At 42.7% G+C, this 25291-nt stretch carries 24 protein-coding genes; 15 read left to right on the top strand and 9 right to left on the bottom strand.

Annotation, left to right across the window (positions count from 1 at the left end; translation table 11 throughout):
- The first annotated feature begins 9 nt into the window (after window positions 1-9).
- Both dhaL and dhaM read left to right on the top strand, forming a co-directional pair.
- Window positions 10-594 carry a dihydroxyacetone kinase subunit DhaL gene (dhaL, locus tag ACZ43I_RS00575; RefSeq protein ID WP_344703854.1) on the top strand — a complete coding sequence of 195 codons (585 nt, stop codon included), beginning with the start codon at window positions 10-12 and terminating at the stop codon, window positions 592-594.
- Entirely contained in the window at window positions 587-949 is a 363-nt protein-coding gene (dhaM, locus tag ACZ43I_RS00570; RefSeq protein ID WP_344703828.1) for a dihydroxyacetone kinase phosphoryl donor subunit DhaM, read from the top strand. Before dhaL ends, dhaM begins: the two co-directional genes overlap by 8 nt.
- A 51-nt stretch (window positions 950-1000) precedes the next feature.
- Here dhaM and ACZ43I_RS00565 read toward each other — a convergent pair whose 3' ends face one another.
- The gene (locus tag ACZ43I_RS00565) at window positions 1001-2206 is read right to left on the bottom strand and encodes an iron-containing alcohol dehydrogenase (protein WP_344703830.1); all 1206 of its coding nucleotides are present in this window, start codon (window positions 2204-2206) and stop codon (window positions 1001-1003) included.
- Between the two features lie 95 nt (window positions 2207-2301).
- On the opposite strand from ACZ43I_RS00565, the gene ACZ43I_RS00560 reads away from it, so the two are divergent.
- Window positions 2302-2766 carry a TspO/MBR family protein gene (locus ACZ43I_RS00560; RefSeq protein WP_344703832.1) on the top strand — a complete coding sequence of 155 codons (465 nt, stop codon included), beginning with the start codon at window positions 2302-2304 and terminating at the stop codon, window positions 2764-2766.
- Between the two features lie 58 nt (window positions 2767-2824).
- Here the strand turns inward: ACZ43I_RS00560 and ACZ43I_RS00555 are convergent, their stop codons facing one another.
- Window positions 2825-4042, bottom strand: a complete 1218-nt coding sequence (locus ACZ43I_RS00555; protein WP_344703834.1) for an MFS transporter — start codon at window positions 4040-4042, stop codon at window positions 2825-2827.
- Window positions 4043-4272: 230 nt separating this feature from the next.
- Between ACZ43I_RS00555 and ACZ43I_RS00550 the strand changes: the two genes are divergently transcribed.
- The 6 genes from ACZ43I_RS00550 (at window position 4273) to ACZ43I_RS00525 (ending at window position 12746) form a co-directional block, all read left to right on the top strand.
- The gene (locus ACZ43I_RS00550) at window positions 4273-5877 is read left to right on the top strand and encodes a BCCT family transporter (protein WP_344703836.1); all 1605 of its coding nucleotides are present in this window, start codon (window positions 4273-4275) and stop codon (window positions 5875-5877) included.
- A 286-nt stretch (window positions 5878-6163) separates the two neighbouring features.
- Entirely contained in the window at window positions 6164-7234 is a 1071-nt protein-coding gene (gene fni, locus ACZ43I_RS00545) for a type 2 isopentenyl-diphosphate Delta-isomerase (RefSeq protein ID WP_344703838.1), read from the top strand.
- 1 nt (window position 7235) lies between these two features.
- Window positions 7236-8738 carry a phytoene desaturase family protein gene (locus ACZ43I_RS00540; protein WP_344703840.1) on the top strand — a complete coding sequence of 501 codons (1503 nt, stop codon included), beginning with the start codon at window positions 7236-7238 and terminating at the stop codon, window positions 8736-8738.
- Window positions 8739-8750: 12 nt separating this feature from the next.
- Window positions 8751-9638 carry a phytoene/squalene synthase family protein gene (locus tag ACZ43I_RS00535; protein WP_344703842.1) on the top strand — a complete coding sequence of 296 codons (888 nt, stop codon included), beginning with the start codon at window positions 8751-8753 and terminating at the stop codon, window positions 9636-9638.
- Window positions 9639-9651: 13 nt separating this feature from the next.
- Window positions 9652-11148 (top strand): phytoene desaturase family protein, encoded by a 1497-nt coding sequence (locus ACZ43I_RS00530; protein WP_344703844.1) that lies wholly within the window; start codon window positions 9652-9654, stop codon window positions 11146-11148.
- 368 nt (window positions 11149-11516) lie between these two features.
- Window positions 11517-12746: an IS110 family RNA-guided transposase gene (locus tag ACZ43I_RS00525; protein ID WP_344703124.1), complete on the top strand. Its 1230-nt coding sequence runs from the start codon at window positions 11517-11519 to the stop codon at window positions 12744-12746.
- 208 nt (window positions 12747-12954) lie between these two features.
- On the opposite strand, the gene ACZ43I_RS00520 is transcribed toward ACZ43I_RS00525, so the two are convergent.
- The 5 genes from ACZ43I_RS00520 to ACZ43I_RS00500 all read right to left on the bottom strand — a co-directional run bounded on the left by ACZ43I_RS00520 (window position 12955) and on the right by ACZ43I_RS00500 (window position 18008).
- A complete protein-coding gene (locus ACZ43I_RS00520) occupies window positions 12955-13794 on the bottom strand; it encodes an IS3 family transposase (protein ID WP_344703120.1) in 840 nt (279 codons plus the stop codon).
- Between the two features lie 2 nt (window positions 13795-13796).
- Window positions 13797-14114, bottom strand: coding sequence for a helix-turn-helix domain-containing protein (locus ACZ43I_RS00515; RefSeq protein ID WP_344703118.1), 318 nt, complete (start codon window positions 14112-14114; stop codon window positions 13797-13799).
- Between the two features lie 89 nt (window positions 14115-14203).
- Window positions 14204-16015, bottom strand: coding sequence for a cation:proton antiporter (locus ACZ43I_RS00510; protein WP_344700743.1), 1812 nt, complete (start codon window positions 16013-16015; stop codon window positions 14204-14206).
- A gap of 115 nt (window positions 16016-16130) precedes the next feature.
- The gene (locus ACZ43I_RS00505) at window positions 16131-16544 is read right to left on the bottom strand and encodes a universal stress protein (RefSeq protein ID WP_344700742.1); all 414 of its coding nucleotides are present in this window, start codon (window positions 16542-16544) and stop codon (window positions 16131-16133) included.
- Between the two features lie 3 nt (window positions 16545-16547).
- On the bottom strand, window positions 16548-18008 hold the full coding sequence (locus tag ACZ43I_RS00500; protein WP_344700741.1) for a SulP family inorganic anion transporter: 1461 nt from the start codon (window positions 18006-18008) through the stop codon (window positions 16548-16550).
- Between the two features lie 112 nt (window positions 18009-18120).
- Here ACZ43I_RS00500 and ACZ43I_RS00495 point away from each other — a divergent pair, with 112 nt between their 5' ends.
- Complete coding sequence (locus ACZ43I_RS00495) at window positions 18121-18660, top strand: recombinase family protein (protein ID WP_344700740.1); 540 nt, start codon at window positions 18121-18123, stop codon at window positions 18658-18660.
- Window positions 18661-18684: 24 nt separating this feature from the next.
- Here ACZ43I_RS00495 and ACZ43I_RS00490 read toward each other — a convergent pair whose 3' ends face one another.
- Window positions 18685-19221, bottom strand: a complete 537-nt coding sequence (locus ACZ43I_RS00490) for a class I SAM-dependent methyltransferase (protein ID WP_344700739.1) — start codon at window positions 19219-19221, stop codon at window positions 18685-18687.
- Window positions 19222-19471: 250 nt separating this feature from the next.
- On the opposite strand from ACZ43I_RS00490, the gene ACZ43I_RS00485 reads away from it, so the two are divergent.
- Together ACZ43I_RS00485 and ACZ43I_RS00480 are read left to right on the top strand one after the other, a co-directional pair.
- Window positions 19472-19690, top strand: a complete 219-nt coding sequence (locus ACZ43I_RS00485) for a heavy-metal-associated domain-containing protein (protein ID WP_344700738.1) — start codon at window positions 19472-19474, stop codon at window positions 19688-19690.
- A gap of 108 nt (window positions 19691-19798) precedes the next feature.
- Complete coding sequence (locus ACZ43I_RS00480; protein ID WP_344700737.1) at window positions 19799-20794, top strand: NADP-dependent oxidoreductase; 996 nt, start codon at window positions 19799-19801, stop codon at window positions 20792-20794.
- 91 nt (window positions 20795-20885) lie between these two features.
- On the opposite strand, the gene ACZ43I_RS00475 is transcribed toward ACZ43I_RS00480, so the two are convergent.
- Window positions 20886-21209, bottom strand: coding sequence for an antibiotic biosynthesis monooxygenase (locus ACZ43I_RS00475; RefSeq protein WP_344700736.1), 324 nt, complete (start codon window positions 21207-21209; stop codon window positions 20886-20888).
- Window positions 21210-21396: 187 nt separating this feature from the next.
- Here ACZ43I_RS00475 and ACZ43I_RS00470 point away from each other — a divergent pair, with 187 nt between their 5' ends.
- The 3 genes from ACZ43I_RS00470 to ACZ43I_RS00460 all read left to right on the top strand — a co-directional run bounded on the left by ACZ43I_RS00470 (window position 21397) and on the right by ACZ43I_RS00460 (window position 25231).
- Complete coding sequence (locus ACZ43I_RS00470) at window positions 21397-21831, top strand: antibiotic biosynthesis monooxygenase family protein (RefSeq protein ID WP_344700735.1); 435 nt, start codon at window positions 21397-21399, stop codon at window positions 21829-21831.
- A gap of 132 nt (window positions 21832-21963) precedes the next feature.
- Entirely contained in the window at window positions 21964-22914 is a 951-nt protein-coding gene (locus ACZ43I_RS00465) for a TDT family transporter (RefSeq protein WP_344700734.1), read from the top strand.
- A 385-nt stretch (window positions 22915-23299) separates the two neighbouring features.
- On the top strand, window positions 23300-25231 hold the full coding sequence (locus ACZ43I_RS00460) for a fructose-1,6-bisphosphatase (protein ID WP_344700744.1): 1932 nt from the start codon (window positions 23300-23302) through the stop codon (window positions 25229-25231).
- Window positions 25232-25291 lie beyond the last annotated feature (60 nt).

Genomic DNA, 25291 nt, shown 5'->3' with positions numbered 1-25291 from the left:
CTAAAGATGATGGATTCTGAGAAATTAATTTCACAACTCCACGGTCTGAAAGCAGTATTTGATGACAAAGAAAGTGAATTGACTGCGCTAGATCGTGAGATTGGTGATGGTGACCACGGCGTCAATATGAAACGCGGATTTTCTGCCGTGGCAGAAAAAGTCACTGAAGGTTCCACTCAGGAGATCTTAAAGCAAACTGGCATGACACTCATGAGCTCAATAGGAGGCGCAAGTGGCCCACTATATGGTTTCAGCTTCGTTAAAATGAGTGAAGTGGCGGAAGATACTATAGACTCAGAGAACTTGGCTACCATACTTGAGGTGTTTGCAAAAACAGTAGGTGAGAAGGGGAAAGTTTCGGGCGGTGAAAAAACAATGTTCGATGTTATCTCAAAAACTGCAGACCTACTCCGGGAGAAAGGATCACTCGACTTGAAATCGCTACAAGCTTTAGCAGATGATACAGAAGATATGGTTGCAACTAAAGGGCGTGCCGCCTATTTCAAGGAGAATTCCAAAGGTACGATTGATCCTGGTGCCCAAAGTGCAGTATACGTCATCCAAGCTTTGGGAGAAGGTGTGCAGAATGGCTGAAATACTTATCATCAGCCATAGTGCTGAAATAGCGGAAGGTACTAAAGCACTCATTTCACAGATGGCTGAGAATACCGTCATTCATGCTTCAGGCGGAGTGGATGGAGGAATCGGCACTAATATCGATCAGATCACTGAAATGCTGGATGAAGTCAGTGACGACACTCTTTGCTTCTATGATATCGGTTCAAGCAGGATGAACCTTGAGATGGCGATTGAAATGTATACTGGTCCCCATTCGATTTACCTGACTGAAGCCCCTATAGTCGAAGGGAGCTTTTTGGCCGCTGTAGAAAGTAGCATAGGTTCTACAGCAGATCAGATTCGTAAAAAACTCCAATCCATGAAAAAATAATTTTTAGCTATATGTGAACAAGCCCGTACTGCCTCTGTACGGGCTTGTTCACTATTCTTTAATCATCCGGTAGATTTTTTCAAAGTCTGCTCGGCCGAATATGACCGGCACAGGATAAAGTGGGTTGGCCTCGCGGTGAGCATTATCGATCATATGTGGAATGTCAGCGTCTTTTATGCCGGAAATCTTTTCGGGGATACCCATTGAAGCATTAAGTTCTCTGATGGCAATAATAAACTTGCGCGCCTTCTCTTTATCACCGTCGTCAGATTGCGTTATATTGACGATATCCGCCAATTCAGCGAGTTGGTAAGTGGCCACACCAAGTTTGCTATAATATTCAAGTACATATGGCATTATAACGGCGTTAGCTAATCCATGAGGCACATTATAGAACCCTCCCAGCGTGTGGGCTATGGCATGGACATTACCGACAAAGGCACGTGTGAATGCAAAGCCTGCTTTATATGCCGCTTCCTGCATGTTGCTCCTTGCCTCTATATCACCCCCATCATTAAAGGAATGGTATAGATTATTGAAAACGAGTTGTGCCGCTTCTTTGGCATTCTTATCCGTCTCCGCAGTACCGCCGTATCCGATGTATGCTTCAACAGCATGGGTCAAGGCATCCATCCCCGTCATTGCTGTAACTTTTTCTGGAAGTCCTATTGTAAGTAATGGATCGAGTATTGCTACATGAGGAATCAGTGATAGGTCCATCAAAGCATATTTTTCATCCGTACCATCATTGGTGATGACAGCCGCTAATGTGGTTTCGCTGCCAGTCCCAGCCGTGGTCGGAACGACAAAAAAAGGAGGCATGTTCTTTCTGACCTTAAATATCCCACGCATCTTGCTTATCGATTGATTCGGTTTTGTTACGCGTACTGCCGCAACTTTAGCGCAATCTATCGGGGAACCCCCACCGAATGCCACGACACCCTGGCAATTCATATCCTTATAGAGGCTTGCTGCGGACTCTGCATCCTTGATGGTAGGATTTGAGTGAACATCATCATATATATGCGCCCTTATCCCCATCGTCTCCAATTGATGAAGAAATTCGTCAAGTAGGCCCGATTTCGAAATTCCTTCATCAGTGACGACGAGAACGCTCTTCAAATGGGCCGCTGCAATCATCCGAGACAACTCCATAAGGCTGCCCTTGCCTTTGACGACTAATGGTTCACGCCAAGGGAGCCGGGTCATTATCCGCTTTACAACAAATTGATACGCTCTATAATATAGTTCCGTCATCCAATCACTTCCTCTATATCCAACATTATTATTGCTATTACATCAACTTAAATATAGCATATACTTATCATCAAATTCCGAAAAGAGGATGTCTCATGAAATCAATCATTCAGTTTATTTTTCATCTTGTCACTCCGCTCATACTAGGTAAAACAGTCGGTAAATTATCTACTAGATCCGCTCCAAGACAATACAAGAAGCTGAAACAACCGCCGTTTGCCCCACCGCGTAAAATCTTCGCGCCCATGTGGACTTTCCTATATCTGACGATGGGACTGGCCCATGCTCTCGTCAATAGGAAAGGGAATCGTCAAGCAAGTAAACTGTTCAAGATTCACCTTATGATCAACTATACTTGGTCGTTCCTATTTTTCCGACTCAGAAAGCGTCAATTGGCCTTGGTCAACAGTGTTATGATCTGGGTTACGATGTACGCCGTATTAACGAAATTCTTTAAGGTAAATCGGCTCTCCGGCATCATATTGCTGCCGTATACATTATGGACGACATTTGCAGCTTATCTGACACTGGGCAGTTGGTACCTAAACCGTGCAAAATGACAGGAACTGGCCTCGAAGCGATTGCTCCGAGGCCAGTTCTTATATTTTCAGACCATAATCATTTCAATGTTTCATCCATTCTGATGTAAGCGGCGATACCCGATAGCAACGGCAATATTGCAACGATGCCTATCGCCGCGCCAACACCAAGTAAATCTGCAGCGATACCCGCGAATAATGCTCCAAATGCATAGCCGCTATCTCTCCAGAACCGATAGACTCCCATAGAGGAGGCACGCCAAGCTGGCGCCGCAACATCACTAATCGCAGCCTGTAATGTCGGATATACCATCGCTGTACCCAATCCCAAAATGATGGCTCCAGTGATCCATAATCCATATCCTTGTGTAAAAATAATGAACCACAGAGCTGCAGCTTGCACTAGCATACCCGATACAATAAATGGCTTACGCCCCAATCTATCGCTTAAAGTTCCAGTAAAGAGTTGGAACACACCCCAAGCTGCAGGGTAGATGGCCACAATCATACCCACTTGCGGCACTGTCAGTCCTGCAGCCACAAAGTAAATCGGGAAGAGACCCCAGGCCATGCCATCCTTTAAATTGGTCGATAGTCCTGCAAGGCTTGCTGAAGAAAGGTTCCGGTCCTGCAGTGTCGTCCGTTTAAAAATCTGCTTTGCAGTTAGATGATTACTCTCTGTACCTGAATTTCGTTCCTCGAGTTCTAGATGCTGTTCAGTATCCTTAATGGTGATTGAGAGCAGCAGCCCCACCAGAGCAATTCCTATACCAATATAAAACGGTTCCGGACGCATTCCGTAATTTGAAGAGATAGAGGCTGATACCGCCGCGAGCACCGCCACCCCCGTGTAACCAGCAAATTCATTCAATCCCACTGCAGTGCCCCTCTGGTCGCTCCTTGCCAAATCAATCTTCATGTTAACCGTCATGGACCATGTCAGTCCTTGGTTTATGCCGAGCATCATGTTTGCAAGGACTATGATCCACCAGGACCCTGCCGTGATGATGAGGATCGGGACAAAAAGACCTATGATCCAGCCTACTATAAGAACACGTCTCCGTCCGTACCGGTCTGCAATACCACCTGCAAAATAATTGATTACCGCCTTGGAGAAACCAAATGTAATGATGAAACTGAGTGCTGCACTTGTAGAAATCAAGCCGAACTCCTCTTCACCGAGTAGAGGTAATACAGTTCGTTCGATTCCTACCATAGAACCGACAAAAAAGCTCATTACAACCAAGAAAGTGAACTGCATCAGATTTTCCTTTATACCTATTTTTACTTTATCCATAATCCCGGTCCTCCCGAACAAAATTACATATCATATTTGGGTATAATACCACCTGGGGTATATGTTTGAAAACCGATAGACTCAGTATAATGAAATCAACCACGCATATCTGATTCAAGTGGTTGCCAAACGATAAATCCTTTGTTACTATTTATAAGTTGTTGAACTAATATTACACTTATAGAGGCGCTGCGGACAATTTAATAAGTATATATAAAGGAGCTTAACTAATGGCAAAGACCAAAAAAGGTGAAAAGAAAGTATCCAATGTCTTTATTTATGCATCAATCATCATTGGCATCATGGTTGCCATAGGTGCCGTATTACCTGAGGAATTTGGGGCATTCACTGCAAGTGCCGGAGCATGGGTTACGGATTACTTTGGCTGGTATTATCTGATCATTACCGCAGGGATTGTATTCTTCTGTATCTTCCTCATTTTTAGTCCTATCGGTAAATTGAAACTCGGCAAACCGTATCATGAAAAAGAATTTAGAACGCTCCCATGGCTCGCTATGCTATTTAGTGCCGGTATGGGTATCGGTTTGGTATTCTACGGAGCGGCAGAACCGATCCAGCACTATCTCGCACCTCCTACTGCGGATCCAGAGACAGATGCTGCTATGATCGAAGCAATGCGCTCAACGTTTTTCCACTACAGCTTCCACACATGGTCAATGTACAGCGTCATTGCATTAGCCCTTGCTTATTTCCAGTTCAGAAAAGACGAAGTTGGATTGCTCTCCAAAACACTCCGCCCCCTACTTGGAGATCGCGTAGATGGGCCGATTGGTACCGCTGTGGACGTTTTAGCAGTATTCGCAACAGTTATCGGAGTAGCAGTTTCGCTTGGACTTGGTACATTACAAATCAATGGTGGTTTGAACTATCTGTTTGGAATTCCAATCAACATCGGCGTTCAAGGTGCAATTATAGCTGTCGTAACCTTCTTATTCCTAATGAGTGCCTGGAGTGGCCTGAATAAAGGCATCCAGTATTTAAGTAATCTAAACTTAGGCCTTGCGACCATTCTATTTATTGTCATACTCATCATCGGCCCGACAATGCTGATTTTGAATATGATGAGTACATCGACAGGCGCACTGCTTGATACTTTCCTTTTCAACAGTCTGGATGTTGCACCATTGAATGAACAGAAAAGCGTGTGGCTCGATTCATGGACAATCTATTATTGGGCTTGGTGGATGAGCTGGAGTCCATTTGTAGGGACCTTCATTGCACGGGTATCACGTGGCCGCTCAGTCCGTGAATTCGTCATGGCCGTCCTGCTTGTTCCTACTGCCGTAGCCATTGTATGGTTCAGTGCGTTTGGTACTACAGGCATCGAGATTGCTAAAGAGACGCCGCAAATTTTTGAAATGCCTGCAGAGACAATGCTATTCGGAATATTCAATGAATTGCCGATGAGCATGATTTTATCGATCATTGCATTGATGCTCGTTGCTTCATTTTTCGTAACATCTGCTGACTCAGCCACTTACGTCCTAGGCATTCAGACTTCAAATGGTTCTCTGCAACCTTCGAATAAAATTAAAATAATCTGGGGGGTTGCGCTTTCTGCAATTGCCTTCATCCTTCTTCTTTCAGGAGGAGAAACTGGGTTGTCAGCATTACAATCAGCTGCCATCGTTTCAGCATTCCCATTCAGTTTCGTCATCCTCTCCGTACTGGTATCCTTCTATAAGGATGCCAATGAAGAACGTAAACATCTGGGGCTTTCCATTACTCCAAATAAACATCGCATGCAAGAATATGTGGAGCAATCTGAAAAAGAACGTGATGAGGAGCTCGAAGAGGAACAAAAATTAAATTAGATTCCACTGACGAAAAGACATCAGAACCTTCTGATGTCTTTTTTCATTTACTTCCAATCAGTTTGCAAAATGCCTCCTAATCATTGATAATCGTACTAATACACATTAAAGATGAACCATCTTTACAAGTTTTGGTCAATATCCCCATAAAAGGGGTAAGTATGAAGAAACAGCTCCACTGCTTACTCTTTTTATGGTGCTTTACAAGATATAAAAAACTGTAAATATCTCAACCCTATCTAAAAACCGTTCATACACCCGGAAGTAAAACGACAGGATGGAAGGAATGAATCTCTTGAGCAAACCGATTGATAAACGTAGCCAAAGAAAAAACGAACATGTTCAGCATGCCTTAAACCAATCTCTGCAATCTGCACCATCCGACTTTGACGGTGTTTATTTCATCCACCAGTCACTTCCTTCCTTCAACCTGGATGATGTGAACCTCTCAACAGACCTCGGTCCTTTTCGTCTTGAGTTGCCACTCTATATCAATGCAATGACCGGGGGCAGCGAATGGACACGCTCCATCAATGGAAAGCTTGCTGCTGTCGCTGAAGCTACAGGCATTCCCATGGCAGTCGGTTCGATGCATGCTGCAATAAAGCAACCAGAGCTGTCGGACTCTTTCACTATTGCAAGAGAAAATAACCCAAATGGCCTTCTCTTTGCCAACGTAGGGGCGGATGTTTCAATGGAAGGGGCAAAAAAAGCTGTAGATCTTCTCAAAGCAGATGCACTACAAATCCATATCAATGCGCCTCAAGAATTGATCATGCCTGAAGGGGACCGTAATTTTAAAACTTGGCGTGACAACATCCAGCAGATTGCAGAAAAAATTGATATGCCTGTAATCATTAAAGAAGTAGGCTTTGGTATGAGCAAAGAAACACTTCAGATTTTAAAAAATATCGGCATCAAGTATGCAGACATCAGTGGTAAAGGGGGAACCAACTTCGCAACCATTGAAAATTCAAGACGCAAAAATCAAGAGATGTCCTACATGGATAACTGGGGCATTTCTACAGTCACATCGCTTCTTGAAACAAAACCCTTCCAACAAGATATGCATATACTGGCTAGCGGAGGGGTGCGTACACCTCTTGATGCTATGAAATGCTTGGCACTTGGTGCCCGCGCTGTAGGAATGTCAAAAATGATGCTGGAACAAGTCGAACACTCTGGTGTCGAAGCCGCTATCGAGTTCGTGGATCAGTTCCACCATCAGATGAAGAAAATTGCTATAATAACCAACGCTAAAAACATTGAAGAGCTGAGAAACCGGCCGATTGTCCTAAGTCCTGAATTGATTTCATGGCAGCAGCAACGGTCTATGGAACAGCAAGGGAGATTTTGATATGAAAAAGACGATTACTGTTATAGGTGCTGGTGTCGCAGGGCTTGCAAGTGCCATCCGATTACAGAACGAAGGGTTCCAAGTCACTATATTGGAGAAAGAGTCGACGCCTGGTGGCAAAATGAACCGGATTGACCTTGAAGGATATGCATTCGATCTTGGCCCCACCATTGTGATGATGCCTGAACTGTATAGGGAAGTATTCGAGATTACAGGCCGTAATCCTGATGACTATATCCCGATGATGCGCCTTGACCCCATGTACAGTGGATACTTTGACAATGGAACTAAAGAATATCAGGTGACAAACGACCTTGTTAAAAATATAGAGATGTTTGAAGAAATCAGCGATGAAGATGCTGAAGGATTTCTACGCTATCTGACAGATCTATACCAACGCTTCAATATTGCGAAAAAACATTTTCTGCAACGTCCGTTCAGAAACAAGAAAGATTTCTACAACCCATTCATGATCGGTCAAGGCATGAAGTTGAAAACTCTCAACAATGCTGAAAACTTAATGAAAAAATACATCAAAGACAAACGCATGCGCCAGATGATCAGCTTCCAGACCCTATATATCGGTATATCGCCATTTAAAGGCCCTTCGCTGTACACCATCATTCCCATGATCGAGTTTCTATACGGTATCTGGTTCATCAAAGGCGGGATGCGCACCATGGCGTCTGCCATGGAACGCCTATTTTTGGAAATGGGCGGGAAAATCACATATAACACCAGCGTAGAACAAATTGTCATAGAAGATAAAAAAGCAACAGGTGTCATGGTCAACGGTTCATTGCTTGCTTCTGATTATGTGATGTGTAATGCAGACTTTCCATATGCCATGAAAAATCTGGTCAAAGAGCCGGAGCATAAAGGAAAGTATCAGGACAAAAAAATTGATAAGATGGATTATTCATGTTCCTGCTTCGTTCTGTATCTGGGCATGGACCGTAAATACCCTGAACTTGATAACGTCCATAACTTTGTTTTCTCTGAAGATCTTGATACTAACATCAATCAAATTTTTGAGGGTGATGTCATCGAAAACCCATCACTCTATATGTATATCGCTTCAAAGATTGATCCTTCGCTCGCCCCTGAAGGCAAGGATGGTATATATGTATTAATGCCTGTATCAGACACACATACATTGAAATATAAGTGGACTGAGGAAACCTCCAATATGTACCGGGACAAAATCATGTCGAAAATCAGTAAACTACCTGGTATGGAGAACTTTGAAGAACAGATCGTAGTCGAAACCACTATGACACCAGCGGAATTCGAGGGGCGTTTCAACGCCTACAATGGTGCTACATTCGGACTTAGACCGACACTCACCCAAAGCAATCATATGCGCCCCCAGAGTAAAGCGACGCATTGCGACAATCTGTATTTTACCGGAAGCAGTACTCATCCGGGAGCCGGCGTACCGATTGTATTGCTCTCATCAAAAATAGCAGTCGAAGAACTGCTGAAAGATGAAAATCACCAATAGGAGACGTGAAGCATGATGGCTCATTCCAAACCTTCATTAAAAAATGATTACAACCATTGCCAAAATATAATCAAGCATCACTCGAAGAGCTTCTATTATGCTTTTTCTACCCTTCCCGAAAAAGATGCCGATGCAGTGTATGCAATCTATGCATTTTGCCGCACAGCTGACGATGCAATCGACCATGCCAAGAACATGGAAACTCGCATCGTAAATTTGGAAAGGCTGGAGAAGGAACTGGATAACTTCTTAAGCGGAAACGTCCCCAAAGCTCCCATGTGGCGTGCGTTGGCCGATGTGATGGGTCGGTATGATATCGATCCATCAATGCTCTACACTCAACTGGACGGCCAAAGAATGGATATCCGCTTTAAACAGCCTGAAGACATCGATGACCTGATCAATTACAGTAATCATGTTGCAGGGTCTGTCGGGAGGCTTCTTCTGCCTATACTATCCAATGACCTTACAGGTCCGCGCAGGCAAAATGCAGAAAAGCTTGGTGTTGCTATGCAAATCACCAATATTTTGAGGGATATAGGTGAAGACAACAGGGATCATGGTCGTATCTATATTCCAAAGTCGGTGTTGAAAAAGCATGGTTACACTGAAGAACAGCTTGCCTCAGGCGAAATCAACAAAAATTTCAGGGCTATGTGGGAGGATCTTGCTGGAACCGCTGAACAGTTATATGACACTGCCCGTGAAGAAATTACATACTATAAACCGGAAGCCAGGCTGCCGCTTCTCCTCTCACTCTCCATATACCGTGAGATCTTGAATGAAGTTCGCCACAATGAATATGACTGCTTCTCCAAGCGAAACTCAGTCTCTTTAGCCAAAAAGATAAAGATAAGGGAAGCGGAAAAAATATATATCAAGACACTTGAAGACAAATGATTGGGGGAGCATCATGGAAGAATCTCAAACAGTGGTTGTAATAGGTGGCGGCCTCGGAGGCCTCTCTGCAGCAATTTCCCTGAGACAAAGGGGATTCGATGTAACACTATACGAAAAGAATACACACTTTGGAGGAAAGCTGAACCGTCATGAACAAGACGGATTCGGTTTTGACCTCGGGCCATCACTGCTGACGATGCCCCACGTGTTCGAACGGCTTTTCACTGGCAGTGGAAAAGCTATGGATGACTATGTCCAAATTGAGGAAATACCCCTCCAATGGCGCGCCTTCTTCCCTGATGACTCCCATATCGACCTATATGGAAACCTTCAGAAGATGGCTGAAGAAAATCCTCAGTTCGGAAAAGAAGACATGAGCGATTATAGGAACTTCCTTGAGTATGCCAAAAAAATAGATAGAACCACGGTCCCTGGATATTTCGAAAAAGGACTTGATGATTTAAAAGATGTGCTGCGTTTCCATGGCCCAATCGAAGCATTTAAAGGGTTCGACTACCCATCCACGATGCAGCACGGCATAAACAAGAGGGTTAAAAATCCGCATATGCGAGATATGTTAGGTTATTTCATAAAATATGTCGGCTCAAGCTCATACCGAGCCCCGGCTGTGTTGAATATGATGGCCCATATGCAACATGAGCAAGGAGTATGGTATGTAAAGGGCGGACTTCATCGTCTAGCTGAAGGAATCACCCAGTTGGCACGAGACATAGGGATCAAGTTATATACGGGTGTATCTGTGGAGACAGCACTGACTGATGGACAAAACAACATAGAAACTCTGTTGCTTAATGACGGAAGCCGTATAGAAGCAGATTATTATGTTTCCAATATGGAAGTGTTGCCCTTTTATAGGCATGTACTCGACCGAATGCCGAAAAAGTTCGAGAAGCTGGAAAAACAATTTGAACCAGCCAGTTCAGGGCTGGTCCTACATCTCGGAGTCAATCGCAAGTATCCACAATTGAGACATCATAATTTCTTCTTCTCAAACGATTCAAAACGCAATTATGAAGAAGTATTCGAAAAGAAAATCATACCGGGTGATCCTACAATCTATGTAGTGAACACCAATAAGACTGATCCTTCACAAGCACCTGAAGGATATGAAAACCTAAAAATATTGCCACATATCCCACCTCTTCAGCAGGAACAATATACAAAAGAAGATTATATGAACTTCCGAAGTACAGTCCTTGAAAAACTTGAATCGATGGGACTTGAGAATTTAAGAAATCATATTGTTACAGAGTACATGTTGACACCTCATGATATCGAAAAAATGTACAATTCCGATCATGGTGCGATATACGGCACTGTATCGGATAAAAAGAAAAACAAGGGATTCAAACATCCAAAAAAAGATCGCGAGATCGGAAATCTATATTTTGTCGGTGGGACTGTAAACCCCGGTGGAGGCATGCCGATGGTCACATTGAGCGGTCAGCAGGTGGGCCGTATGATTTCTGAAAGTGCAGATCGTGAATAGTATCCTCCCCCGCAATCAAAGCATTTTTCATCTTCTTTCAATATTTCAACTGCGAGATAATCTAAATCAACTTTAGATCCCTCAGAAATCGAACTTAAAATGGGAAAGGATATTTCCCGGGCAATAAAAACATACTAAGATTAGTACCACAGGACCCGGCCAGGTCCTGTGGTACTATTTTCATATAGTAGGAGTGGAGATCAGGTCGACGAGGTTTTAGGATTTAGAATCCGGAATAAAAACGGGCCAGCTCCACTATCCTTATCTGAATCAGGTTCAGTATGTGGGATCTTCGAGATCGAGTATGAGAAAAGGGAATCGATGAGGATACGTGGTCACTTCTGCTTAAAACAAAGGAGGAGAACCAAATGAAAAGTGTCATCGCATTTGATGTCAGTATGGGACACAGCTACATGGTCGTCTATGATGCTTGGCAGCACTGTATATTTGAAGGGGATATCACGCATACCAGATCGGCTTTTGATAATGTCCGGATCCAGATTGAGACGCAACGGAAACAGGATGGCGTCCTGCCTGATATTGTATTTGAAGCCACAGGGGTCTACTCAAAGGCATTGGAACGCTTCATGCAGGCATGCGGGTTCGAGTATGCGCTGCTCAATCCACTGGCGGCCAAGATGCAGAGCCTGTCCATGCGGATGCACAAGACGGACCGGAGTGATGCCCATAAACTCGCCCAGGCCTGTTTTACCCATCCGCCCCGCAACAAGCAGGTTCAAGAAGGGTATTACGAAGAAATGCGCAGCCTCTCCCGCCACTACGCTGAATTGGAGCAGGAGATTGTCCGACTGAGAACCCGGATCCATGCCCTGGTTCAGATGACCTTCCCGGAACTGGAGCAGCTCTTTACCCGAACTTCCGACCTGTATCTTTCCATCCTCCAACTGTTTCCGCATCCGGATCGGGTGACTGTGCTGTCCAGAACGAAAGTGAAGAATATGATCCTCGGCAGCACCGGGAAGCGCCAGTCCCGAAAACGCGCAGAAGAGAAAGCCGATCAGCTGATGTCGGCGGCCGCAGATGCCTATCCGGCACTGTCTACAGATGACGTCCGAATTGAACAGCTCAGAAACTATGCTGCACGCTGTCAGACCCTGCTGGAGCTGAAGCACCGGCTCATCCAGCAAATGGTCGCCATGTCTCAGGAACAGGCGGAATACCATATCCTGAAGAGCTTTCCAGGGATTGCAGACATTACAGCGGTCCGTATCATCGCTGAAGCCGGAGACATCCGCCGGTTCGACACGGCCAATCAGCTGAATGCCTATACCGGCATCGACATCCGCCGCCATCAATCCGGCACCCTTCTGTACAAGGATAAGATCAATCGGCGCGGCAATAAGCATCTAAGGAAAATCCTGTACTACATGATCGAGAATATGATCCGGAACCAGAGGCACGCGGATAACCATCTGGTGGACTACTATCGGAAACTAAAAAAGCAACCCCATGGTAAACACCATAAGGTTGCCTGCATCGCCTGTGTGAACAAGTTTTTGAAGTGCCTCTTCCATCTTGTCACCGTTGGACAGCGATATGATTACGCTGTGGCCACCCACCACTGCGTCAATTCGTAACTCAAGTATACCACAGCCCCTGCTCCGAAAAAACTGAAAAAGCAGGGCCTATTTGGCATGCCGACATCCCTATCCAGCGGGGCGCCCCGCTGGATAGGGATGAAAAATATGGAATATATGCTTGTAATCTATTGACTAATCGTAAGAAAAGAACAGAGGACTAGACTGACCTAGCAGTATGAGACACATATAAAACACCTTCATTAGGCTACCTTCCTCCAAAATGAATTGGAGGAAGGTAGCCTAATTTTTCTTGTATTCTTTCTTCGTTATAGTACTTTAAGTATTGATTCACACGTGAAATCGTCTCAACATTACTGAGTGAATTGAATCTGGTGTATATAAACGCTTCAGACTTCAGGTTAGAATGGAACGATTCGATGACCGCATTATCCCAACAGTTCCCGCGTCTGGACATGCTGCTCACCAGATTATTTTCCATTACATATGACTGATAGGCATATGATGTATACACACTCCCTTGGTCCGAATGAATGATCACGCCTTTAGGATGTGCCCGTTTCTCCAAAGCTTCTTTCAGTGTATCCAGCACTAATGGCGTCTGCTGATGATTATACAATTTGGCTGCGACAATCTCATTGTTGTAAAGATCTATAATCGTTGACAGGTACTGCACAGTGCGCCCGTATTGGATGTAAGTAATGTCCGTGACCCATTTTTGGTTGGGCGCGGCAGCCTGAAAGTCACGCTTGATTCGATCGGGTGCGATAATAATGGTTTCCCCTTGTGACTGCCATTTCTTTTTCGGCTTAATCCGGCATTGTAGATGATATTTCTGCATGATGCGCTGCACAGTGTTCCGATTCCTTTTGATATTGTAGTCTCGCTGCAACAACGCTCTCACCTTGCGATGGCCGTATCGATACTTCGTCGACTCACATATATCAATGATTGTCCGCTCGACATCGGTCAACGATGAATCAGTGGCTTCCGATCGCCATCGGTAGTAGGTTGAACGCGGCACAAGCAATGCACTTAAAATGGCAGTAATCGTGTATTTGGTCTGCATTCTTTCAACAAGTGTCAGAACTATTTCTTTTTCAACTCCTTTTCGATCGCCATATACTTTTTTAAAATATCGTTCTCCATCTTCAAATGTTCAATCTGACGATCTTTTCGTTCATCAGCTGAGCGCTCTTCAGGACCATGTCCATAGGTATACTGCTTTCCAATCGGTTGATCAAATCGATAAAGTTCCCCTTGCTTATACCATCTGACCCATGTGGAAATTTGAGATTTATTCTTGATGCCGTATTTCTCCATAATTTCATTTGTAGTCAATTCACCCGCCATTTTCGCTTTGACCACTGCCCACTTGGTCTCACTTGAATATACGTTTTTGCCCATGCAAAAACACCTCCGATTCAGTACTTGATGAACATTGTACCATTTCGAAGGTGTTTTATATTGTCTCAAATAATTAGGTTAGTCTAGACTTATCCTCCGTTCTTTTTTTCTTCCTTAAAAGTATGAGCACCTTTCAATACGCCTACTACACCTTCGTCTCCATAGGACAAATCTTCAGTAATCGTCTTGAATGTCACATTTTTTGCAGAATCGATATAATACAGGATGATGTCATCTTCAGCAATTGTTTCCACTTCTGAAGGGTCCAATTCTGTAATCTCATATTCGTCTATGAATTGATTGAACCAATAATACGTAAAATATTCATCAAATAGAATATGATGTCTGATAACTTGCTCGACCCGATTCCGCATCTCTTCATGATCGATCGGATAAGGGAACATCTTAACATTCTTCAAGCCAAACTCCTGGGACAGCTCATTAAATGCCAAATGGTTGAATGTATAGGAGCGTGTCATCAATAGACACTGTTCATAAGGGGTAAGGTCGGCCTGTATGCGTTCATCTTCAGACAGCAGGTTACCGTCAAAAGTTTCCAAGCCTAGTTCTTTAGCACGTTTTGCGTCCGAATTCAAAAGATCGGATACCATTACTGGAATCTCATGTTCCTGTAATTTTGAAGCAAGTTTAAGGGAGAAACGGTTCTCACCGATAATTATGATACCCGGTGGTTCTATGCTCGACAGCTTTAATAATTTACTCAGCGGCTTAAAACTGAAGCCATAGAAGACGACCGTCACAAAAACGAAGCCAAATGTAACAGGCGCGATATATTCCGCCATTGGTACATTCTGATCGTTGAATAGCCCTGAGAAGAATTCGGCAACTGCCAGTGCAACGATACCTCTTGGTGCCACAAATGATATGAATGCACTTTCCTTAAATGATATCTCAGTGTTTATTGTAGATAATAAAATATAGGCAGGTCTTACAATTATAATCATGACGAGACAGAACAGCACCAACTCCCAGCTCAGCACCTCACTTAAAACTTCACGTGTCAAAGAAGAAGTAATTAGAATGAAGACCGTAGAAACAAGAATCAGCGTCATCTCATCGATAAAATGATTCGATTGCTTATAAATAAGACTGTAGTTTTTGAGTCGCGCCATCACCAGCCCAAATATCGTCACTGATAATAACCCTGATTCATGCAGTACAGCATCACTCAGGCTGAATAGCAGCAGGATAAATACAAACTGGATGGGTGCCATCAAATTTTGTGGTATGAAATCGCCTTGAATCATCCATATAAACAGATAGGATGCTCCAAAACCAAGAGCAAATGCTACGCTGAACCCAATAATATATTCGAGAAAATACTCAAGACCGAAGTCCTGTCCTAAAATCTGAAAGACATAGAATGCAAATAGCGCCAACATCGGTCCTACAGGGTCGAGGATGATACTCTCCCACTTAAGTATGGAGTTCACCGAGTCTTTAACCTTAGCCTGCTTAAGCAACGGCTGGATGACCGTAGGGCCGGTCACAATGAAGAGGCCTGCAAGTACAAATGATATCGATAATGGGAAGTTCAATATAAAGTACATGGCCATCGCACCGAGTAGCCATGCGAGCACAGCACCAACTGTGATGATCCTTGCTATAGCTTTGGATACTCCTCTCAATTCACGGTAATCCAGATTGCTGCTGCCCTCGAAAAGGATTATTGCAACCGCTAGAGAAACAATTGTTCCAAAAAGCTCGCTGCCCATCATTTCCTGAGGGTTTACTATCTGAAATATCGGACCTACAAGGAGACCTACTATGGACATTACTACTATTGCCGGCCATTTGATCATTGCTGCAATCCATTGACTCGCAATGCCAAGTGTGATGAATAGGGCGACAATGAGCATGAGTGGTATCTCTATATTCATTCTGCTCACCCTTCCTGTTTCCTTAAGACTATATCATTAAGCGTAAAAATTCAGTATTAAAATGTAAATAAAAGCGCAGAATCCTATTTTGATTCTGCGCTTTTATACATCTTCCCTACTTAACGATGATGACAGGAATCTGTGCGCGTTTGGCCACTTTGTGGCTGACACTGCCGAGCATCATTTCTTGAAGACTATTGAGTCCCCGGGTTCCGAGGACAACTACGTCATAATCCCCTGAATTTGCCACTTTCACCACAGTCTCTTTAGGTTCGCCATGCTCGAATAGTACTTCATAGGCGATATTTTCCGCTTCGAAGTACTCTGTGATATTTGATATCTTTGCCAGGCGCTCACGTTCCAGACTCCTATTATTGGACCCATGGAGCACATCTGTTTTTGAGTCGCTATAGGCTATGACATTAAGAATGGTAACCACTGTACCTTCGAAATGGAATTTACTGATTTCCTTAGCAGCCCGGTAGCTATTATCTGAGCCATCAGCTGCCAACAGAATGGATTTATACATGTTTTATCCCCCCATATTAAGCTCTTCTTTATTTATCATACTTAGTTCATTAATGATTTTCCGGCTGTCTTTGTTCAAGTTTTTGATGCGCACTTGATTATTTCTTCGTTTAAGCCTTGTTATCATCGTATCTACAGCATCTACACCAGAGTCGTCCCATATGTGTGCTGAAGTGAAATCAAGTTCTATTATTTTATCATGGTCATCCAAATCGAGTTGGTTCATCATTGTATCAACTGAAGCAAAGAATATCTGCCCATTGAAACGATAGTTTACTTGGTTCCCTGATTCTGAACGATCTACGGTGATGTTGGAGATCTTAGTTGCAAAGAACAATGCACTCAATACCACTCCTGCAACCACACCCATTGCCAAGTTACTGGTGAAAAGGACAATCACGACTGTCACAATCATCACAAGGGCGTCAGTCCGTGGCGCTTTTACGACATACTGGAAAGAGCCCCAATCGAACGTACCTATTGCCACCATCACCATTATCCCTGCCAAAATCGGCATAGGTATCTGAACGACCAGATCTCCAAGGACGATTATAAGGAAGATGAGCACCATTCCCGCTGTAAAAGTCGAGAGGCGGGTAGTTGCACCTGATTTCACATTAATTATTGACTGTCCTATCATGGCACAACCACCCATGCCTCCAAAGAAACCTGCAATGATATTTGATATACCCTGTCCGCGGGATTCCCTATTCTTACTGCTGTAGGAATCTGTAGCATCATCGACAATTTTTGCAGTCAGCAGGCTTTCAACCAATCCGACGATAGCCATTGATATGGAAAATGGTAGAATGATCCTTAACGTTTCCATCGTGTAAGGCACGTCAGGTATGATGAAATTTGGTAGAGAACGTTCTATAGCTCCCAAGTCTCCAACAGTCCTCAAGTCAGCCCCCATAAAGAGGTAGACGGCGGTCAGCACAATGATGGCGATAAGTGGTGCTGGTATCGCCTTGAAAAACCTGGGCACACCATAGATGATCAGCAGGGTGACACCAACATAGACATATGTCGATATTGAGATACCAAAAATATGTTCAATCTGAGACATGAAGATCATAATGGCAAGCGCATTGACAAACCCGAGCATAACGGATTTCGGAATGAACTTCATCAGCTTACCAATCTTCAGGATGCCAAGTACCAGTTGGATCACTCCCATCAGCAGTGTTGCAGCCAATAGATACTCTACGCCATACTCACTCACAAGCGGCACAACAAGTAACGCTACTGCACCGGTGGCGGCAGAGATCATCGCGGGACGACCGCCTAATATTGATATTGATACTGCTATTATGAATGAAGCATATAACCCAACCATCGGATCGACTCCGGCAATGATGGAAAATGCGATCGCTTCAGGAATAAGAGCAAGCGCCACCAGTATCCCCGCCAGAATGTTGGTTTTGGGGTCGGTCAGCCATTCTTTCTTTAATGCCTCTATCATTTTCTACGCTCCTATTTTATAATTCTATAGAGCTTATTATAATCATCAAAGTTTCATAAGTATACCCCTTTTTGGAATTATGACCGCTTTATAGAGATAAGGAGGGTCGGGCATGATCTATGGTTATATCAGAGATGTTGGACTTAACGACTCGAAGATTGAACAGAAAAGAAAGTTAGAAAAGCATGCAGATGAAATATTCGAGGAGCAGCACGCCAAAAACAAAAAACGCACACAGTTAGATCATTTGTTTTCCAGACTTCAAAGTGGAGATTATGTATATACCACTGATTTATTCATACTTGCCGATTCCACAAAACAGCTGGTGGACCTTGTAGATATCATCGAAGAGAAAAAAGCATCCATCATCATCCTTAATAAATCATTGGAGATTAACGGGCACTCCACGTATAACTTTCGGGATACACTCCACCTTTTATCTGAATTTCAAAGTGATGTCGTCAAGTTCAGGACACGTATCGGGGTGTCAGCGGCAGCGTCCAAAGGCAAACCTTCGGGAAGACCCAAAAGAAATGATGACAATATGAAAAGGGCTTTGGAAATGTATATGTCGAAAAAATATACCTTGAACGAAATAAAGAGCGAAACAAATATCAGTAGGGCGACACTATATCGCCATCTCGATCTTTAGGTAAGGGTTCGCTAAGCCACCCCTTCATTTTTTCTTAAGATAGCCTTGGATAACAGCGCTTCTACCCCGATGCATGGTCCCTTCGTGACGTTCCACGATCTTTTCGTCGAGAGAAATGATCTCTATGTCGTAATATGAAAACTCTTTTTCCAATTCCTTAAGGTCATAAAGCATATCACTTCTCTTCGGTCCACCGGTCTGGAACTCCAATTGTCGCTTCGAATAGAATTCGAATATGACTTTCCCACCTGGTTTCACACAGTCTATAAGGTTTTTAAGCATATTCTCCTTTCCTTCTGAGGGCACATGTCCAAATATATTGACTGCGAGGTCATAGAAATTTTTAGGAAGGGCATCCGCCACTGTGAGGACCTGCAGATGGGTCTCTAGGTCGACACCTTCTGACTCTGCCAACCGGACAGTTTTAGCTAATCCGACTTTGGAGTAGTCATATGTTGCGGTCTTGTGGCCTAATTTCGCCAAATACACCGCATTGCGTCCTTCTCCTTCAGCAAGTAAGGCAACCTCCAGATTCCCCTTCTTCCAGATTCCCCTTCTCATAAATGTTTTCTTTTAACCATTCGTTCGGCTCTATGCCATAGATATAGTGTTCTTCATCAAACTTCTTATCCCAATTGTTCAAACCATTCCCCTCCAATATCTGAATATACATACGAGCATATCATTCCAAATCAATTTCTTGAAATTGAACTCTTCGCATTAGTTGACGCTCGTCAATTTTTATTTTGTGCTCTACCTATATACTATAGATAGAAGATAAGAATACAAACTTAACAGGAGGAGAGATCAAGTGAAAACCAATCTGAAGACAGAAACGTTCACCTGTCCAAGCTGCATTAAAAAAATTGAAGGCAACCTATCCAAAAGAGATGGAGTTGAAGTCGCAAAAGTACTGTTCAATTCAAGTAAAGTCAAAGTTGAACATGACGAAAGTAAAATTACTCCCGATGAGATAAGAAATGTTGTAGAAAGGTTGGGCTACGAAGTTCATAATGTTAAATCAAGCTAGATTAAATCTCCCTAACGGGGGATTTTCTTATTCAATCAGATTCTTTGCCGTCTCAGTATCCGCCAGTTAAAATGAATATGTAATTCATTTTGAACGGAGGCAATTATAGTGAAAAATGAGCAATTTGTACTTGCAAACCGCCCAAAGGGCACGCCAGACGATAATACTTTCCGGTTGGAAGAGATATCTAAAAAAGACCCATCAGATAATGAGGTCATGATCAAACCACTTTATATATCTGTCGACCCTTATATGAGGGGACGCATGTCTGATGCAGAATCCTATGTCGCACCGTTTGAGGTCGATCAACCTTTGCATGGCCATGTAGTCGGTGAAGTCCTTGCTTCGAAAGCAGAAGGTTTTGCTGAAGGCGACTACGTAGTCGGCATAATGCCTTGGCAGCGTTATATCACCATTACAACGGATAATATCCAAAAAGTGCAGGATGCTAATGTTCCCCTACACCTTTATCTAAGCACGCTGGGGATGACAGGACAGACTGCTTATCATGGTCTTCTGAAGATCGGACAGCCGCAATCCGGTGAAACAGTCGTAGTCTCTGCGGCTTCAGGTGCAGTAGGTTCCGTAGTCGGCCAGATCGCTAAAATAAAAGGTGCCAAAGTCGTTGGTATTGCTGGCGGTAAAGAAAAAGTGGCTTATTTGAAGGATACACTCGGTTTCGATGCTGCGGTCGATTATAAATCGGATGACTTCGAAAAATCCCTCGAAGAAGCTGTACCTAATGGAGTCGATGTCTATTTCGAAAATGTCGGTGGCAAAATCTCAGATGCTGTGTTCAAGCACCTGAATACTTTCTCACGTATCCCGGTGTGCGGCACAATTTCAAACTATAATGACGTTGAACAGGATGTCGGTCCACGTATCCAGCCTATACTCATTAAAAACCAAGCTTTGATGCAGGGCTTTGTAGTCGGTAACTATTCCAATGATTTCCAAGAAGCCGGACAAACACTTGCTGAGTGGGTAAAGGACGGCAAGATCCACACAGAAGTAAGCGTTGAAGAAGGATTCGAAAATCTGCCAAAAGCGTTCAATAACCTTTTTGAAGGTAAGAACCTAGGTAAGCAGGTAGTTAAGATATAATGCATTGCGATACAAAAAAACGTCCATTTTATGGGCGTTTTTTTGTATCGTCATTGTCATTTCGATAATGATTTTATTATAAGGTTTAAAGCTATTCCGGCCGATGCTGTACATAAACTTCATAGATTGAAAGCTCTGCCCCTAGAATCGGATTATTTTCCTCTTTCGATTTGGAATCACTCGATTCATGCGCTTTTCTTGTGGCGCGATCCTGCCTCCACACTTCGAAGCTTTCATGATCTTCCCAAGTTGTACACACCTCAATTACATCATAGTCTTCCGTGTCTTCTTTGATTAGAACTTCCATCAGTACAAAACCATCAAAAGTATGGACAGACTTTGCCGTGGAAAAACGTTTGGCTACCTCTTCAACTCTTCCTTTTTCAATACGTATCTCGTTGACTACTTTAATCATTTAATCGAATAAGCCTCCTTAAAGATAATATATTGTATACTTAATATATCATGAATGGAATGATGCGTGACAGGATAAGCCTTCCACAGAAATGATACGCTTTCTAGAAATGATGCAGATTAATCTACTATTCTCAATATGGAACAGTCATATCTGTGTCTAACTAATCAAACGAAGAGGTGACAATATGATTCTCACAGATGTAGAGAATAACTATCAGGTTTCAGTAGGAGAAGAAAAGGCGACAATACGAAATAATTCTGAAGAAAAAAGCTACTCAATAATTGAAAGTAAAGGGTCTTTGGAAACAAAAGGATTTTGCGTCTTGAATAATGTCTATATCAATACTGGTATGGAAAAAGCTTTTGAAGCACGCTTTTTGAATCGTCAATCGAACCTTGCTACTGTGACAGGCTTTAAAGCACTCCGTGTTATGAAAGGTGAGTCTGGCCCTTATTATGTCATTCTGACATTATGGGATAGCGCTCAGGATTTTCATAATTGGCAGGAATCGAGCCAGTATCAGAAAACCCATAAAAAAAGAGGCACTTCTTCTGGACTCGATCGTGAAGTGGTGGCACGGAAGCACTCTTTCAATATACGTTTCCATATACAAAATTAGAAATTGGACTCTACGCTCTTTATATTTGAGCAAAATTTTCAGATTGATAATCATCGGTCGATTAGTTACAATATATCATTGTGTTCATTTACACTGCGCCTCATCATTAAATTAGAAAAGAAGTGCCATGATATGAAACATTTCCTTACCCAAATCCCCGTCTCCATAAGTGGATTGATACTTGGCTTAGTATCGCTCGGCCATCTTTTTTTCTCAATACACTATGACAGGATTGGATGGACTTTCACCGTAATTGGGATACTGATGATGTTTTTATTTTTCCTAAAGATCACCATTACAGGTAAAGAAACTTTAAAAACATTGAATAACCCGATCGTTGCAGCCATTTCTCCAACCTTCCCCATGTCCATGATGATGCTCTGTCATACACTAAGCCGCTTTACCGTGCATGATTCGATTATATTGCTCATATGGTGGATTGCTATAATACTTCACTTCAGCCTTATGGGGTTCTTCACTTTATACTTCCTTGCACCCAGAAACATAAGGTCGGAATACATTAATCCAGGGTGGTTTGTTACGTTTGTAGGTATCGGGGTCATTCCAGCCACATCAAGCAATTTCGGTCCAGAATTTGGACGAATCATCATTTGGTTTGCGCTTGCCTTCTATCTTGTACTTTTGCCGATCGTCATAAGCCAATTGGTTAAAAGAGAGGCTACAAAATCGACTTTGCCGCTAATCGCCATTATTGCTGCCCCGGGATCATTATGTTTGACCGGTTATCTATCTGTTATAGACCAACCATCGGAGAGTATCGTCTATATACTGCTCGCTCTATCGCAACTACTATATTTTTTCATTATTTTCATGTTGCCTAAAATCATGCAGTATAAATTTCATCCAAGCTATGCTGCCCTCACGTTCCCTGTAGTCATCTCAGCCACCTCGATCATCAAAGTCTTTCAACTGGTTGATGATAAGGAGCTAGCTAATGAAGTACTGAAATTCGCTTCGATCTTCGAATTGGCTTTAGCTGTAGTCATCGTAAATTATGTGTTGGTGCGCTATTCGATTTTTATCTTCCAATGCTATGGTAACGATAGAAATTCCTATAATTAATGAACGGGTTATTCGTATACTTACCATAAAAAGAGGCCTATATAGGCCTTTTTTCATTTCTTTTTTAATTATAAATGGCTGAAGGATCAATTTTGATTAACCCCCTTTTGAACATATATAGATATATCGACGTTATTATAGCGTTATACACTCCCGTAATGTTTTGGTATTTTAAAAACAATGTCTATAACACCATTGCTCATATGAGTTGAATCCACTTTTGGACAGACTCTCCATGGAAATGATCTGTATATAATTATTTAAATTCGATTTATGAAAATGGTCATTTAAAGTATAATGGGGATATAACGTACAAATGGGAGTGTATTTAATGGCGAATTCTATTGGTAACGGTTTCAATGAGGGGGCAGGTAAGGGAAGAGACATGACTTCCCGATACTTGGACCTTCTCTCCGACAAGTTCGATAGCGAAGAAAAAGTAGTGACCGAAATCATCAATCTTGAATCAATACTGGATCTTCCAAAAGGAACTGAGCACTTTGTCAGCGACCTCCATGGTGAATTTCAAGCATTTCAGCATGTATTAAGGAATGGGTCAGGTAACGTACGCGTTAAGATCCACGATGTCTTCAAACACCGCATGACTGAAAATGAAATAAGTGATTTTGCAGCCCTCGTCTACTATCCTGAAGAAAAATTAAAGCTGGTCAAGGATCAGATGGCTTCAAAACAAGCATTAAATGAATGGCATAGAACCAAAATACATCATATGATTGAATTGATTTCATATGCCTCTTCGAAATATACACGTTCTAAACTTAGAAAAGCTCTCCCAAAACAGTTTGTCTATATCATTGAAGAGCTACTTTACAAAAGTGATGAAGATACAAACAAAAAATCTTATTATGAAACCATCGTAGATAAAATCATTGCGCTTGGACAAGCAGAGAAACTCATAACCGGTCTCTCCTATACTACTCAACGCCTAGTCGTAGACCACCTCCACGTTGTAGGCGATATATATGATCGTGGTCCGGAGCCCGATAAGATAATGGATACGCTCATTGATTACCATTCACTCGATATCCAGTGGGGCAACCACGACGTATTGTGGATTGGTGCCTACGCAGGTTCTAAAGTGTGCCTTGCCAACATCATCCGCATCTGTGCCCGCTATGATAACCTGGATATCATTGAAGATGCCTACGGTATAAACTTACGGCCTCTTTTGAATTTGGCTGAGAAATATTATGATGATAATCCCCAGTTCCATCCAAAACAGCACTCCGACATTGCCCTTCCGGAACAGGAAAAGCTACAGATTACTAAAATCCATCAAGCCATCGCGATGATACAATTCAAACTGGAGGCCCCCATAATAAAACGTCGTCCGTATTTTGATATGGACGAGCGCCTGGTACTTGAAAAAGTGGATTACGACAATCAAAAAATAACAGTTTATGGGAAAACTTATTCTCTGCAGCATACCTGCTTCTCTACAGTCGACCCTGATGATCCGACCCGACTTCTTGAAGAAGAGGCGGAAGTCATTGATAAACTGCTACTATCCTTACAACAATCTGAAAAGTTAAAACGGCATATGAATTTTCTTATGAAAAAAGGGAACCTCTACCTTAAGTACAATGGCAATTTGCTTATACATGGATGTATTCCGGTTGATGAAAACGGCGATATGGAAGCCATGGAAATAGATGGATCTGTCTATAAAGGACGGGAGCTACTTGATAAATTTGAATACTATCTACGCAAATCATTCTCCAATATCGAACAGACGGATGATCTTGCCACCGACCTTGTTTGGTATCTATGGACAGGAAAATATTCTTCCTTGTTCGGAAAACGTGCAATGACAACGTTTGAACGGTATTTCATCGCTGACAAAAGCTCCCATAAAGAAGAGAAGAACCCCTATTATCACTTGAGGGAAGATGTGGAGATGTGCCAAAAAATGCTTGAAGAATTTGATTTGGACCCTGTTAGCGGACATATCATCAATGGGCACACACCTATTAAAGAAAGAGATGGAGAAAATCCAATTAAGGCCAATGGGAAAATGATCGTCATCGATGGAGGTTTTTCGAAAGCTTACCAGAAAACGACCGGCATAGCTGGCTATACCCTCCTATTCAACTCATATGGCATGCAGCTAGTGGCTCATCAGCACTTCAATTCCAAAGAAAATGTGCTGAAGCATGGAGCAGATGCACTTTCCGTCAGGCGAGTCGTTGATGAGGAAGTTGAGAGAAAAAAAATAAAGGATACAAATATCGGCATACGACTGCAGGAAGAGATTGATATGTTACAAAAGCTGATGTCGTATCGGTATATCCGTTAGTACTTACATTAAGTAAGCACATTTAGTGACATTATTCATCCAGTCTGAGAAACTATAGAT

The organism is Salinicoccus jeotgali (genome assembly GCF_055379195.1).
This window is presented reverse-complemented; position numbering and strand designations above follow the sequence as displayed.